18 protein-coding genes are annotated in these 13,690 nt (G+C 67.2%); 4 read left to right on the plus strand and 14 right to left on the minus strand.

The window, feature by feature from the left end:
* Positions 1-11 precede the first annotated feature (11 nt).
* On the plus strand, positions 12-878 hold the full coding sequence (gene prmC / locus AOM45_RS12540) for a peptide chain release factor N(5)-glutamine methyltransferase (protein WP_030472467.1): 867 nt from the start codon (positions 12-14) through the stop codon (positions 876-878).
* Here prmC and AOM45_RS12545 read toward each other — a convergent pair.
* From AOM45_RS12545 to AOM45_RS12555, 3 genes are read right to left on the minus strand one after another with little or no spacing between them, the layout of a single operon-like run.
* Positions 875-1,198: a hypothetical protein gene (locus AOM45_RS12545; protein WP_030472466.1), complete on the minus strand. Its 324-nt coding sequence runs from the start codon at positions 1,196-1,198 to the stop codon at positions 875-877. The two genes, prmC and AOM45_RS12545, sit on opposite strands and share 4 nt — an antisense overlap.
* A complete protein-coding gene (locus AOM45_RS12550; protein WP_030472465.1) occupies positions 1,195-2,898 on the minus strand; it encodes an AbeC-like domain-containing protein in 1,704 nt (567 codons plus the stop codon). The genes AOM45_RS12545 and AOM45_RS12550 overlap by 4 nt, the downstream gene beginning before the upstream one ends.
* Positions 2,899-2,916: 18 nt before the next feature.
* Positions 2,917-3,564 carry a serine/threonine kinase C-terminal domain-containing protein gene (locus tag AOM45_RS12555; RefSeq protein WP_156094304.1) on the minus strand — a complete coding sequence of 216 codons (648 nt, stop codon included), beginning with the start codon at positions 3,562-3,564 and terminating at the stop codon, positions 2,917-2,919.
* A gap of 125 nt (positions 3,565-3,689) precedes the next feature.
* Here AOM45_RS12555 and AOM45_RS12560 point away from each other — a divergent pair, with 125 nt between their 5' ends.
* Positions 3,690-4,223, plus strand: coding sequence for a hypothetical protein (locus AOM45_RS12560; protein WP_030472463.1), 534 nt, complete (start codon positions 3,690-3,692; stop codon positions 4,221-4,223).
* Entirely contained in the window at positions 4,220-5,176 is a 957-nt protein-coding gene (locus AOM45_RS12565; protein WP_030472462.1) for a TIR domain-containing protein, read from the plus strand. The genes AOM45_RS12560 and AOM45_RS12565 overlap by 4 nt, the downstream gene beginning before the upstream one ends.
* Positions 5,177-5,288: 112 nt before the next feature.
* Here the strand turns inward: AOM45_RS12565 and AOM45_RS12570 are convergent, their stop codons facing one another.
* The 11 genes from AOM45_RS12570 to AOM45_RS12610 form a co-directional block, all read right to left on the minus strand.
* Positions 5,289-5,879 carry a hypothetical protein gene (locus AOM45_RS12570; RefSeq protein WP_030472461.1) on the minus strand — a complete coding sequence of 197 codons (591 nt, stop codon included), beginning with the start codon at positions 5,877-5,879 and terminating at the stop codon, positions 5,289-5,291.
* 38 nt (positions 5,880-5,917) lie between these two features.
* A complete protein-coding gene (locus tag AOM45_RS12575; protein WP_030472460.1) occupies positions 5,918-7,165 on the minus strand; it encodes a WXG100 family type VII secretion target in 1,248 nt (415 codons plus the stop codon).
* On the minus strand, positions 7,162-7,464 hold the full coding sequence (locus tag AOM45_RS12580; RefSeq protein WP_030472459.1) for a type VII secretion target: 303 nt from the start codon (positions 7,462-7,464) through the stop codon (positions 7,162-7,164). Before AOM45_RS12580 ends, AOM45_RS12575 begins: the two co-directional genes overlap by 4 nt.
* Positions 7,461-7,925 carry a YbaB/EbfC family nucleoid-associated protein gene (locus AOM45_RS12585; protein ID WP_051784544.1) on the minus strand — a complete coding sequence of 155 codons (465 nt, stop codon included), beginning with the start codon at positions 7,923-7,925 and terminating at the stop codon, positions 7,461-7,463. The genes AOM45_RS12580 and AOM45_RS12585 overlap by 4 nt, the downstream gene beginning before the upstream one ends.
* A gap of 10 nt (positions 7,926-7,935) precedes the next feature.
* On the minus strand, positions 7,936-8,688 hold the full coding sequence (locus AOM45_RS12590) for an ESX secretion-associated protein EspG (protein WP_030472457.1): 753 nt from the start codon (positions 8,686-8,688) through the stop codon (positions 7,936-7,938).
* A complete protein-coding gene (locus tag AOM45_RS12595) occupies positions 8,685-9,908 on the minus strand; it encodes a hypothetical protein (protein ID WP_030472456.1) in 1,224 nt (407 codons plus the stop codon). The genes AOM45_RS12590 and AOM45_RS12595 overlap by 4 nt, the downstream gene beginning before the upstream one ends.
* 23 nt (positions 9,909-9,931) lie before the next feature.
* Positions 9,932-10,456, minus strand: coding sequence for a DUF3558 domain-containing protein (locus AOM45_RS49435; RefSeq protein ID WP_081902656.1), 525 nt, complete (start codon positions 10,454-10,456; stop codon positions 9,932-9,934).
* Positions 10,453-10,896 (minus strand): hypothetical protein, encoded by a 444-nt coding sequence (locus tag AOM45_RS12605; RefSeq protein WP_156094303.1) that lies wholly within the window; start codon positions 10,894-10,896, stop codon positions 10,453-10,455. The genes AOM45_RS49435 and AOM45_RS12605 overlap by 4 nt, the downstream gene beginning before the upstream one ends.
* 100 nt (positions 10,897-10,996) lie before the next feature.
* Positions 10,997-11,350 carry a DUF397 domain-containing protein gene (locus AOM45_RS53780; RefSeq protein WP_308202661.1) on the minus strand — a complete coding sequence of 118 codons (354 nt, stop codon included), beginning with the start codon at positions 11,348-11,350 and terminating at the stop codon, positions 10,997-10,999.
* On the minus strand, positions 11,344-11,472 hold the full coding sequence (locus AOM45_RS53455; protein ID WP_269083639.1) for a hypothetical protein: 129 nt from the start codon (positions 11,470-11,472) through the stop codon (positions 11,344-11,346). The genes AOM45_RS53780 and AOM45_RS53455 overlap by 7 nt, the downstream gene beginning before the upstream one ends.
* 206 nt (positions 11,473-11,678) lie before the next feature.
* Entirely contained in the window at positions 11,679-12,887 is a 1,209-nt protein-coding gene (locus AOM45_RS12610; RefSeq protein ID WP_030472453.1) for a hypothetical protein, read from the minus strand.
* 115 nt (positions 12,888-13,002) lie between these two features.
* On the opposite strand from AOM45_RS12610, the gene AOM45_RS12615 reads away from it, so the two are divergent.
* Positions 13,003-13,653 (plus strand): L-threonylcarbamoyladenylate synthase, encoded by a 651-nt coding sequence (locus tag AOM45_RS12615; RefSeq protein WP_030472452.1) that lies wholly within the window; start codon positions 13,003-13,005, stop codon positions 13,651-13,653.
* Positions 13,654-13,690 lie beyond the last annotated feature (37 nt).

A 13,690-nucleotide genomic window follows, 5' to 3' on the forward strand; every position in this document is an offset into this window, starting at 1 on the left:
CTCTGACGATGATGAACCGGCAGCCGCTCCGCCTCGCGATCTCCGAGGCGGCCAAGATCCTCGCCGAGGCGGGCGTGGACAGCCCGCGCGTCGACGCGGAGTACCTGGCCGCGCACGTGCTCGGCGTGGAACGAGGGCGGCTGCCGCTCATCCCGCTGGTCGATCCGCCGGTGATCGACCAGCTGCACAAGCTCGTGCGCGTCCGGGCCTCGCGGATTCCGTTGCAGCACATCCTGGGCTGGGCGCCGATGGGTGCCATTTCGGTCGAGGTCGGGCCGGGGGTGTTCGTGCCGCGGCCGGAGACCGAGCTGCTGATGGAGTGGGGCCTGAAGGCGCTGGTCGGCGTTTCCTCGCCGGTCGTCGTGGATCTGTGCACGGGGACCGGTGCGCTGGCGTTGTCGATCGCGCACGCCCGCCCGGACGCCGTGGTGCACGCGGTGGAGATCGACCCGCAAGCGCTTGCGTGGACCCGACGCAACGCGGACGCGCGCGCGGCGGCGGGGGACACGCCGATCCGCCTGCACTCCGGCGATGCCACGGATCCGTCACTGCTGTCCGATCTGGACGGTCTGGTCGACCTCGTGGTCTGCAATCCGCCTTACGTGCCAGAGGGAACACCTGTGCAGCCCGAGGTGGGCGTGCACGACCCGCACCACGCGGTGTTCTCCGGCGCGGACGGCCTGGACGTGATCCGGCACGTCGTGTCGGCGGCCGCGCGGTGGCTCAAGCCGGGTGGGGCCGTCGGGATCGAGCACGACGACACCCAGGGCGAGTCCGTGCCGGCGTTGCTGGCCGCACGCCGGGTGCTCACGGACGTCGCCGGCCACACCGACCTGGCGGGGCGACCGCGGTTCGCGACCGCCCGCAAGGTTTTCTAGAAGAGCGCGTCGAAGGCCTTCGCCAGGTCCTTCATCTGTTCGCCGAGGCCGCGGTCGGCCAGCTTGTCCATCAGGTGAGCCGTGACGTCCTTGCTGGGCTTGGGTTTGCGCGCCTCGACCCGCAGGTCGTCGACCGCCTCGATGGTGGACGTGGGCGCCTTGGCGTCGTTGAGGTCCTCGCGGAGCTCGTCGAGCAGCCGCAGCACGGCGCTGACGTCCTTGATGTGTCCGATGTGGACATCTCCGGTTCTGGCTCGTCCGCTGGTGCCGACGTTGCTGCCGACCACCGGCCCGTGGATCTCGAAGTTTCGCTCGTTCATCGCTTCTTGCCCCTGCCCGTGCTGACGTTGCCCGTGCGCGCCCGGCCCGTCGTGGCGATGTTGCTCGCGATCACGGGCCCGGTGATGTGCACGTTGTTGTTCGTGACCTGCATGGCCTGTTCCATGAACTCGGTGACCGAGATTCCCTTGCTCTGCAGGAACTCGCCGATCGTGCGCAACAACCGTGCCTCCAGCACCTTGATGTAGCGCTCGACGTCCGTGAGCTGGAAGTAGTTGTCGACCGACGGTTCGGAGGCGAGCTCGCGGATGCTGACGCGGGCGCCGTACTTGTCCGACACGAACGTGCCGGGCGGCTGGTCGATCGGCGCCATCCACATGACCGCGTTCGAGAACCGCTTCGGCAGGGTCGCGGGAAACCTCAGCAGATCCAAGAGCGCCTCGCCGAGCGGTCGCAGCGACTGCGGCGACCACTTGTCGATCTCGCGGTGCTTCGCCTCGATCGGGGTCAGCACGCACGGCGTCCACTCGATGTAGAGCATCTCGTTGTCGAGGCCGAGCGTGAGGTACGCCGACACCACCACGTCGCGGTCCCACGTCTCGACCTGGAAGGAACGGAAGTGTCGCATCCACTCCTTGGGCCTGTTGACGAGATCGTCCACAACGGACCCGTCGACGGTCCGCACCGGAGCCTTGTCCTTGTCCGGCAGGACGATCTGCGTCTCCGGGTCGCCGAGGTGGTCGATCAGCTCGACCGCGGACGCGACGACGCGGTCGCCGAAGGTGAGGTCGCGCAACCGGTGGCCTGGCGACAGCGACGGCGACCTGCCCGTCGTCACCAGGTCGTTCGTGACGTGGTCGTAGAGCTCTGTCAGGGTGAAGCCCAGTCTCGGCTTGGCTTCCTCGTCCTCGGCGGGCTTCAGCGGCAGCGCCATCGACCAGGGCTCGAACATGGTGCCCGAGCCCACGAACGGTTCGTAGCCGCGGTAGACGATGACCTGCGCCCGGCCGGAGTCGTCAGGAGCGTGCTCGTCCTCCTCGTCCGGGTAGAGCCGCAGCGCGTTGGCGTAGATCCCGTGCCCGAGCTGCCGCACCTTCCACTCGTTCTGCCACAGCTCCTGGCCCGGCCTGGTGCGGAACCTGTTGCGGCGGAAGCTCTTGGTGAGCAGAAGCCACACCACCACGCGGTCGGCCAGCAACACGCCGAAGATGAGAACGAGGGTGATGATCGCGATGACGGTCTCGGCGTCGCTGGAGTCGCTGTACCGCGGTCCGTAGCGGGTGCTTTCGAAGGCCGATCCCGCCTTGATCAGCACGATGCCCAACGCGATTGATCCGCCGATGGTGCCGACGATGAGCGGCCCTCGCCCGGTGGGCATCGACAGCTGCCGCACCAGTGGCCGGATGGTGAAGCCGGCGGAGGCGAACGCCAGCGGCAGAGCGGCGATCAGCCAGGGCACGAGTGCGATCGCGGTCGCGGTGAGCAGCAGCACGAGCGTCAGCACCAGCAGTGCGCTGTCGCGCATCTTGCGCCGCATGCGCCCGGCCACGGCCTCGCGCAGCACCGCCCCCGTGTTGACGCCGGGTGAGCGCGGAATCAACCGTGTCTTCTCCACCAAGTACTCGCGAATGGCCGCGTCCGCGAAGTGCTCGTCGCGGTGCGCGGCCCCGCAGAGGAAGCGGGTCGTGTCGTCGCGCAGCTTCGGTGAACCGGTGTTCGCTGTCGTCGCCGGAGATGACATTGTTGTGTCCACTTTCTGTCATGGTTTAGCGTGGGTTGTCATCAAATTGAGCAACTTTTCGGCCGTTGCTCGTCCGGACAGCGGTGAGACAACGAACAGGACATATTCGATACCGCCCGCCTCCCACCAGGCTCCTGTGCAGAACTGAGACGTTCCGTTCGATGTCGTGGTGTAGCTCCACTCCACCGCGGGATAACCGTGGAAGCGGGTGTCGCGCAACGTTTCCATTGCGTACGAGTTCTTGCCCAGCTTCGCCTCGTGAGCAGTGGAGATGCGTTCGAGCAGGGTTTTCGCGGGTTCGTCCGGCGGCGCGCCGCCGAGGCGCACCTCGTAACCGGGCATGGTGTCGCTGCGTGCGACCGACACCGTCGACACGTCGCCCTGGCGGACCGACCACCCTTTGGGGATGGCTGTGACCAGCTCGTATGCACCGTTCACCAGGTCGTAGCTCGTATCGGCGGTGGTCGTTGTGGTTCTCCGTGCGGGCCGCGTGGTCGTGGTCGTGGTCCCGGTGGCGGTCGTGGTGGTGTAGTCGTAGGTCGTCGCGTCCAGTGCGTGCGGCTCAGGTTTCTGTTCCGTCATCAGCGCGATACCTGTCAGTGTCGAAACAACCAGGTATGCCGACGCGAGAGCAAGTGCGAGCGAACGTGAGCTGAGCTTTTCCATGGGACATCCTCCGCGTTCTGGCACAATAGCCTTTCGATGGCCGATTCCTGGCGAAGTCGGGTGATCTGGTGAATGTCAATGCGCCGAATGAGTGTCAAGAACTGCTTGCCGGGCAGATTGAGCGCTTGCTCAGCTCCGACGACCCGCGCGGTCGCCCTCACGAACTGCTGGCCGTCATTTCGGCGACCGGCGTCTCCGACGAGCGCATCGAGGAACTGGCCGGCCTGCCGGATGCCGCGGATCACCTGGCCGTGGCGCTCGCCCTCCGGTCGGTCTCGCTGCGCGCCGTGACCCACGAGGGCGAGTTGGTGATGGTCGAACGGGCTCAGGTGGACGGCTGTGACCGCATCGCCACCCGCATGCTCGAACTGGGGGTGACGGGCGAGCTCGCGACGTTCGCCGCGGACCTGCGTCGCGAGGTCGAGGCGAGCCGCGAGTGGACGTGGGGCTACCGCGGGATGCCCGTGCTCATCCTGCTGATCAGCCTCAGTGCACTGCTCGTCCTGTTCGGCGGCGCCTACGCGTCGGTGCTGGTGCTGGCTGCCGGTGGGTTGCTGGGCGCGGGCTTGCTCTACGCATTGGTTGTCCGCCAACGCAAACAGCGTTGGATGTGGTTGTCGGACGAGGTCACCCCGCTGCTGTCGAGGGTGGGCGAATGACCTCCTTGGACGCGCCGCCGATCCGTTGTTTTCTGAGTTACGCGCGCAAGGACGACGTCGTGATGAACTTCGTCGACCCGTTCATCCAGTCCTTGCGTCAGTACGCTTATGCGGACCGAGGCCGCGAGCTGGAGATCTTCCTGGACCGCACGTCGATCGGCTGGGGCGATCTCGCGCAACCGGTCATCAGGTCGGCCGTCCGCAGCGCCACCGTCTTCATCCCGGTGGTGACCCGCCGCTACTTCGATCGCCCGTACTGCCGCGAGGAACTCTTCGTCTTCTACAACCAGGCTGTCGTCGACGACGCGCGTTCGCTGCTGCTGCCCGTCGTGCTGCTCGGCGACAACTACCTGACCGAGGACAACCCGGACCTGGCCGTGCAGATCATCGTGGAACGCCAGCACCGCGCGCTGAGGGAGGCGTGGCTCGAGGGCGCTTCATCGCCCGCGTGGCGGCGCACCGTGCTGGCGTTGGCAGGTGAACTGGTTGATCGGGTGGAAGAGGCTGAGCGCTCGCTGGTCTCCGCACCACCGGCCGCCGACGTGGACGTGTCCGCCGAGCGGGCGAGGTTCTGCCGCGACATCGCCGACGTGTCCGACGCGACGGCGTCGGTGACGACCGAGTTCATGGCGCTCGTCGACGCGGGCGCCGACGCCCGGCAATACCTGCCGGGTGCGGCGCGGCTGCGGGACGCCGGGCGGCGGTTCGAGCGGCGGGCCTTCGAGGTGGATCGACTGATCCGGGCGGCAGGCGACCCGCTGGGCCCGTTCGACGAGCTGGACGAGGGCTTCGTGGAGGGCGTCGAGGCGTTGCTGATGAGCACGCACCGGATGGAGGCGGCGGACGTGTCGATGAGGCGGGCGATGGTGCCGTTCAGGGAGGGGCTCACCGCGCTGCGGAGCGGGCTGCGGCTCGTGGAGTCGTGGAAGGAGTTGACAATTCCTGGCCAATAAGAAGACGTTTGGGCCCATTCGGGGTAAACGGTCGTATGTTCTCTGGTCGGGGAGGGCACGCGGTCACGCGCTGGAGGAACCGCCGCCTCGCGCGTGACCGCGTGTGCGCCTCTCAGAGGAAGTCGTTGTTGATCTGATTCTTCCGGCCTGATGTCCTCTTGCGCGGTTTCCACCGCGGCAGTCGCAGGACAACGACCACGAAGGCAACGCCGGACACCGCCGCAGCCGGTGCGAACAGGCTCCGCCACCACGTCACCGACCCCGTTTCTCGAACCCGAACCATCCCCGTCACGTCCACAACGAGGTCGACGCGATCGCCAGGCTTCCGGAGTTCGTCCTGGCCGCCGTCCGGGAAGTGGTCTGCGACCCGTCGTGACTTGCACATCAGGTCGTTGCTGTACGAGTCGGGTGACTTGCGGCTGGTGTGAGTGTTCACCGAGACGACTTCACAGCCCTTTTCCTGTTCGCCGAACATCGTCAACCACAAGGAGCCGCTGCCGAAGACGCTCAGCCCGGTCACGACCAACACGGCGATCGGGGCCGCCAGAAGACTGGTCGAGCTCGGTCGGAGCTTCAACATCGCGTAGCCGGCGACGAAGGCGCAGAGGATGACGACGGGCACAGCCACGAGCGGAACCAAACCCGGCATGCTCGTCATGAAACCCGCGACGAAACCGCCGAGCAGTGCCAGGCTCAGAGCCACTGCGAACCGCCGTCGGCGGGGGCTCGGTTCAGTGGCGTTCACAGGTCCAGGTATCCCTGTTGCCGTTCGAACGCAGGCTTTTGGTCCTTCTCCAGGCCTTCCAGTTGCAGCTCGTCCTGTTTGGACGTTTCACGGAGGATGTCCGCTCCCAGCTTGATCTGGTAGCCGCCGTCCACGACGTTCGGCACCGAGTGGGGAGTGACGGATCCGTCGGCCTTGGTGATCGGCTTGAACGGTGTGTACGCGTCGACGGCATCCTGTTGCCACGGCTTGGAAGGAACCTTCTCGCCGTACGGTTCCTCGTACTTGTTCTTCCAGGTGTTGCCGGCGTCCAGGTAGCCGTCCTTGAGCTCACGCCCGCCCTGTTTGAGCTTGTCGAACGCTTCGCCTGCGGTGGGTCGCGTCCGACTCCAGTCCTCCAACCGCTTGCCCGCGTCGCTCACGGCGTCTGCCCGCGGGGTCGCGGGCGTGTGGGGAGCGCTCGGCGCGTCCACTCCGCGTCCGCCCCTGCCGAATCGGGCGAGCCGCGCCAGCACGTCACCCAGCTTGGAGAAGAGGTCCTTGAGCCTGCCGGTGATCCTCGTGATGACCTTCATCAGCTTGGCGATCTGCTGAGTGATCTTCCCGAGAACGGCTGCGCCGCGTCCGACGGCCCAGGCCGAGAACGCCGCAATCGAGCTGCCCAGCGACACGTACGACGAGGCGAGCGCGATGATAGCGTTGCGGATGACCTCGTAGATGAACATGGCGATGAGGTCGCGGAGCATTCCCCGCACCGCAGCCGTGATCGTGCCCGCGGTGGCGATCTGCTCGCCCACCGCCGCACACGACTTGCTGACGGCGGCGATCTCGTCGGCGAGCTGACCCTGGCTCGACCGGAAGCGTTCGGCGGCGGCCTCCTGCCACGAGCCGACGTGGCTCTGCACCGCCTTGTTCTGCTCGTCCGCGACCTGCGCGATCGCGACCGACACCTGGTTCCACGTGCCGACGGCAGCTTTGATCTTGTCGCTGTTGCCCGCGAGCAGGTCCAGCGGTTCACGCAGGAAGCTGAGGTGCTCGATGAGCCAGCCGATGCCCGCAGTTGCCAGCGCTCCGACCGGGTCCATGAACACGCCGAGCGCATCGAGACCCAGTGCAGCCGCGTTGAGCCCCAACTCAGTGGCGTCTCCTTCACCGAGTCTGCCCATCGAGTCGACTGTCTGGGCCAACGACTCGAAAACCCCCGCACCCGCGAAGTTGTCAGGGTTGGCCCATTTGTCGCCGCCCTCCAGCCCCGTGAAGGTCATCGCGGGCCTCCGAACCGATCGCGGTTGACGTCTTCGTGTTGCTCGTAGGACGACGCGGTGGTCTGGGTGTTCTCCGCGGCCTCGCCGACTCCCTTGGCCAGCTCGCGGATGGCCTCAACCGTCCTGTGCGCCGCCTCTTCTGCGTCGTTGGCGAAGAACTGCAGCAACACGCCGAACGTGTCGCCGCCGAGGCTCACCGCGGCGGCCTTGGACGCCGCCGCCTCGAGTGCCTGCTGTCGGGAGAACTGGTTCTTGGCGAACGAGTGCAACTCTGCCGGGTCGACGTTGAAGGCGGTCACCGGAGCACGCTCCCGAAGCCGTCGTCATCGTCCTCCGCCGGCCGCTGCGGCCGTGGTGCTGGCTTCTGCGCCGGTCCGTTCCACGAGACCTCGCGCATGACCTGGCCTTCGTCCTGCGGCGGCGGAGGTTCCTCTTCCTCCTGTTGCGGGATGAAGCTGCGTAGGAAGTCCATCGCCTCGGTGCCGCCGAACTCGGGCTCCACAATGGACGCAACTTGTTCGGCGGACTGGATCTGGGCCTTCTGCACCGTCTGCATGACGAGCTGGCTCAGCTGGACGTGGGTCAGGCGCATCGCGGCCGGCGAGAACTCGATGTGCTGCAACGCGCCGTTCGGTGCCACGCGCACTGTCACCGCCTCGTTGGGGGAGGTGAGGGTGCTGCTTGCGTTCTGGATCTGCTCCTGCATCTGCTGGGAGCGTTGCTGGAGCTGCTGTGCCCTTGACTCGAGGCCCGCGATCATCTGTTCCGGGTTATCGTTCGCTCGTCATCGCCAGCACCTGCCCGAGGTGTCGTGCCAGGCCCATGTTGTCGGCTGGGCTGATGGTGTACCAGCCCTTGCGGGTCTCGACGTTGCAGTAGCGGCCCTGCCTGGTGTCGACCCAGGTGACGGGCGGGAAGTCGCGCTTGGTGCGGCCCTGCCCTATCTGCACGAGGAAGCTGCCGCTGCCGATGGCAGGGCCGGTCAGCATCTGCTTGGCGATGCGGACGTCGTCGTTCACGGTGGTGCGCACGGCTTGGCGGAAGCCCTGCTGTTCCTGCGGCTGCTGCTCGAACGCCTCGCCGGGCACAGTCACCGGCTTGCCGGGGCCGGGGCGGCCGGGCGGCATGGCGTTGGCCAGGCTGGTTGCGATCTCGTTGGGCTGCACCAGGTTCAGCGTGACGGTGGTGTCCTCTTGGGTCACCAGCACCGCGTAGCCGCCGCGTGCCACGACGCTGGCGCCGATCTGCTTCTCTTGGTTGATGTCCGGGATGTACGTGGCGATGACGCGCAACTCGGGGCGTGCCAACAGGTTCAGCGCGTCTTCCAGGTCCGGCTCCGGCCTGCCGCGCCGGGCGAGGTTGCGGCGTTCCAGATCGGCGTGCACCGCGGCCTTGATGCGCGCGCGCTCGTCGAGCGTCTCGCCGTGCTGCCTGATGTCGAACGGGTAGGGCAAACTCCCCGCCCGCAGGTCCTCCCAGAGGACCTCGAACGCGGGCAGGGAGAGCTGCGCGAGCTGCCTCATCCGCCGATCACCGGCGGCGCGACCATGCGATCGTCGTCGAAGAACTCGTCAGTGGGGACGAGGTAGTTCGACTTGTGCTCCTTGTCCTCCTCGCCGCCGCCCTTGCCGGCCCCGGCGCCACCAGCACCCGCACCACCGGCGCCGGCCGCACCCGCACGCCCTGCTGAGCCCGCGCCACCAGGTCCACTGCCCATGACACCCGCGCTGCCGCCCGGATTGGACGGCCCGAAGCTGCCCGCGTTGCGCCCGACACCGGCCATGCCGCCAGGCCCCGTGCCGCGTGCGCCCGCGCCACCGGGACCGCCTCCGCGCATGCCTTGCCCGCCACCAGGAACCCGGCCCTGACCGCCACCGGGCGGCCTGCCCTGCCCTGCACCGCCGGGCGGGATCCGGCCGGGCGGAAACGCGCCAGGGCCACCTGGGAGGCCGGGACGGTTCTGGTTGCCGCCGGGCCTGTTCGGGTCGAGGTTGCCCGGCAGGTTCGGGTCCTTCGCCTGCGGCGCGACCCACGACGGGTTCGTGGTGCCGTTGCCGGTGTTGGGCGGCGGGATGCCCGGCATGCCGGTGTTGGCCGGGGGCCGGTACTGGCCGACGTTGTTGAGGCTGCTCGTGCTGGTGGTGCTGCTGGTCTGCGTCGTGCCCTGGTCGTGCGTGACCTGCGGGGTGGCGTCCATGACAGGCATGGACTGCGCGGCGGCCATCATCGTGGTGTCACGCTCCTGCATGACCTGCACCGCGTACTGTTTGGCCTCTTGCTTTTCGTTGTAGGTGTTGTAGGCCTCGACGGCGCCGCCGACCATGGCGCCCGGCACGATCACGGCGGCGGGGCCCCATTTACCCGCGATCTTCCACGGTTCGAACTTGACCGGCTCCGGCATGGTCCGGTTCGCCTGCACCGCCGCATCGCGCTGTGTGGCGATGGCCTGGGCCGTGGCGTGGAACGCGTGCCCGGTGTCGTCCGAGAACTTGCCGACCTTGCTCAGCGCCTGCCGAACCCCCTCGGCAGCCGCCCCGCTCCACCCGCCCTGCGAGTCGTTGACGATCTTGTTGAAGTCGGCGGCGAGCTCACGGAACTTGGTGCCGAACTTCACCCACGCGTCGATGACCTCGGTCGCCGCATTCGGGTCGTAGTTCTCGACGGTCAGGTTCTTCATGCGCTCGTGTTCTTGCGCCGGGTAGTTCTCCGTCGACGGCTGGACGTTGGGCCTGACGGGTGCCATGAGAATTCCCCCCTCGGGCGTTGTTACGGCAGCTTCGCGGCGACCAGCGTGGCCGCTTTGGTGGCGCGTTCACACGACGCGGCAGTGTCTTCGCGCCCACCGCTCAGGTTGGAGAGGATCGCCACCGACGAGCCCTCAGTCACCGAGAGGACGATGGTGCAGGTGTCGGCGCTGCCGTCCTGGCCTTCGACCTTGGTCGCGGTGAACTTGCCGACCTTGATCTCGTACTTCTTGTTGCCTTCGAGATTCAGGTCCTTGACTCCCCTGGTTGGGCGTACGGCGACCACGACGCCGCCATTGCCACTGACCTTCCAGTTGCAGGCATCTGCGGAACCGAGCTTTTCTGGTTCGCCAGAAGAGGTAACGCCGAGTTCCTTCGTTTCAGCCTCGGTCATCAACTCGCAAGGCTTCGTCGAATCGAGGCCGGACGCGGTTCCAGACGTCGGCGTCGTGCTGGTGGGGTCCGGCTTGGCTTCGCCCGTAGTACCTGAGCAACCGGCAGAGAGCGCTGCGAGACCGAATGCAGCGGCGATCAGGGTGAGTTTCATGACTTCCCGTTGAGGTTCTTGAGTGAGTCGGAGCTGGTCTGGTCCACGTTGCGGTAGGAGTCGCGGCTCTTCTCGATCTGCGTCCGCAGGGATTCGATCTCGCGCTCGACGTCTTTGAGGTGCTGCGTCGCGGACTGGCCGAAGTCCTTGTTGATCTGGCTGATCGCAACCGCGTACCCGCCACCGAGTTTGGTGTCGTGGCTCAACACGCCTGACTTTCTGCGCACATCGCTGACGATGTCCTGCAGTTCGAGCAGCTTCTTCAGCATGCTGTCTACCACCGCTGGGTCGACGGCGAACGTCCCAGACCCGGCAGCCGCGGCTACCGCCTTGCTAGCTGCTGCGATGTCCGCGGCGCCAGTGCCCAGCACGGCTTGCGCGCGGTTGTTCGGCACCATGCTTCGTCCGGCCTTGGCGAACGATGTTCCTTCCTCAGACACAGAAGCTCGACCCTCCCCGATTGCGCTCTGTGGTCGGCTCATGACCTTACAGTTGTGCGCCCGTTTGGGGGATAAGTTGAACTACTTAGCCCTGTTTGGGTTAAAACTTTGCCCTGGTCAGGAAGGCTTTGAACGCGCTAAGTGAGAAGGAAAGCGCAGGTCCAGAGGGGCGCTTGGAGTCTCGGACCACTGCGTGGATGGTGGTCAACGCCACCTCTACGCAGTTCGGCTCGCTGCCGCTGTAGCTGCTCTTACGCCAGTTCACCCAGTTCCATCGACGCGCCAGTTCGGTGATCACCAGTACTGATTCTCCCGCAGGCAGCGCACGTCGGACCAGAAGCTGAATGGCTCTCTCGTAAGCCTCGATCTCCTCGGGCTCGTCGAGGATCGCTTCGAGGGCGGTCGCAAGAGGGCTGTGTGGTGGTGCTGCCTTGCTGGTGTGCAGGGTCACCACGACCGGCAGGTCGGGCTTCCGCAGCGGGCGAACTCGCCCACCTCCTCCAGACCGGTGCCCGGCCAGGCAGCGCGGAGCGCGATGATCTCCTCGCCGAGTTTCACAAGATCGGGTTCTGGCATGGAAGGCCTCCAAGAAGGTTCAGCCCACGCGCCGGAAATGGCCAGCACTGACGTGCACGACCAGCCGTTCCAGGAGGTCCATCGGCACGGTGTCGGTCGACCACGCGTTGAGGCACAACCGACAGATGGCGTCCACCTGGTCCTCAAGTAAGCCTGCATCGAACACGGAGCAGGAAGGCTTTGCCTCACGGGCAAAGCCGTTCAGGTCAGTGGTTCACGCCGAACTCCACCATCGCCAGCGCCGCCGGCACGACCCGGTCGCCGACCTCCTCCGCGGTCCCGCCGAGGCCAGGGGTGCTGACGCGGATGTTGACCTGGTCGAGCTGGAACCAGAGCGCCCAGTCGTCGCCGGTCTTCACCAGGCAGCTGCGGCCGGGGCCGACCGACGGGGTCGCGTCGACGACTTCCGGATGAGCGGATCTGTCGCACAGCCTGGCGTTCTCGGTTCGGGCGGCCTGTTCGTTGTCCGCGACCACGTACTCGACGCGCAGCGAGCGGTGCTCCGCCTTGTTGAGGCTTCCGTTTCGCACGATGTTGCTGCGCGTGCAAAACATCAGGACTTCCCCAGGACGCCTCGTGGGGTGGTAGGTGCCGCTGACGATCGACGGCGGGCCGGTGTGGGACGGGAAGGCTCTGTCGAACGCCGCGAAGTTCGCCACCTCGCACGGGTTGCGCAGTCTGCTGAGCGGGTCGTCGTAGTAGTGCTGCTCGTGGGCGACCGGGCCGGTGGTGATCGCGGTCTTCACGAAGGGTTCGAGTTGTGCCGCTACGGCCCTCGCGTCCATTCCGTTGGCCGGCCAGGGTTTGCTCGTGCCCACGGAGATTTCGACCAGCAGGTCCCGCTTCCAGACGTTCAGCCTCTGCGCGTTCGACAGGGCGTCGTGCCACTGCGCGACCGAGAGATCGTTCTCCGTCCGCGACGTCGCACCGGCGCGGTGTCCCGCCTGCTGCAGGGACTCCAGGTCGGCTGGGGCGGTGGACGGCGTCTGGTGGACGGTCACCGTGAGCCTGTTGCCGTTGGCCAGCGGGTAGGAACAGTGGGCCGCGTCCTCGGGGCCTTGGGGGAGGGCGTGCTCCGGCAGCACGCCGCCGTCCACGCGTTGTTGGATGACGGGCTCGTTCTCGGCGAGCGGAACGCCCAGGCCGTTCAGGTGCTGAAGCGAGATCACCGAGCAGGCGTCGTGCAGCACGGTGTCGCCGTACGACGGTGCCGAGTAGCTGGCTATCTGGTTCAGGATTCCTACTCCGGGCGACGGCATCTCAGGGCGCACGTTTCCGGCCAGGTGGACGTACCCGAGGGCTGCCGTGACGAGTCCCGCCGCCAGCAGGCCGCCGACGAGCCCGACGAACTGGCCCCGGCGTGACGGAGGTGGGGCCGTTCGAGGTCTGGGTGCCCACAGGTGCTGTTCGTCCACGATCCCCCCAGATGCGCGCGAGTTGCCGAAAGGTAGCTCCTCCCGGCGCCGTTGCCCAGAGTCGTCGGACGGGCCTTGCGTCACCCGATCGGGACGGCTGGCTAGGCTTACCGAGGTGAGCACGGTCTACGACTGCAGCGAACCCAGCAATCGCGCGGCGGGACTTGCCGCCGCCGCCGGCGCGGTGCGGAGCGGGCGACTCGTCGTCCTGCCCACCGACACCGTCTACGGGATCGGCTGCGACGCGTTCGACGCCGAAGCCGTCCGGAGCCTTCTCGAGGCCAAGGGGCGCGGGCCCGACATGCCCGTGCCGGTGCTCGTCGGCTCCTGGACCACGATCGACGGCCTGGTCCTCAGCGTGCCCCGGCAGGCGCGGGCGCTCATCGAGGCGTTCTGGCCCGGCGGGCTGAGCATCGTCCTGCCGCACGCGCCCAGCCTGGCGTGGGATCTCGGGCAGACGCGCGGCACGGTCATGTTGCGCATGCCGTTGCACCCGGTCGCCCTCGAGCTGCTGCGCGACGTCGGTCCGATGGCCGTGTCCAGCGCGAACAAGACCGGGCACGCGCCGGCGGCCAGCGCGCAGGAGGCCCGCGACCAGCTCGGCGACTCCGTGCCCGTGTACCTCGACGGCGGGTTGAGCGGCGAGAACGTCGCCTCGACCATCGTCGATCTCACCGGGCCGGACGCGCTGATCCTGCGCGAGGGCGCGGTCAGCAGGGAAGAGGTCAACGAGGTGCTCGGCATCGAGGTCGAAGTGGCGCGGTAGGGCGCTGCTGCCAGAATTGATCATGTCGCCGCGGGTA

The sequence above is a fragment of the Lentzea aerocolonigenes genome, assembly GCF_000974445.1.
GTDB lineage: Bacteria > Actinomycetota > Actinomycetes > Mycobacteriales > Pseudonocardiaceae > Lentzea > Lentzea aerocolonigenes.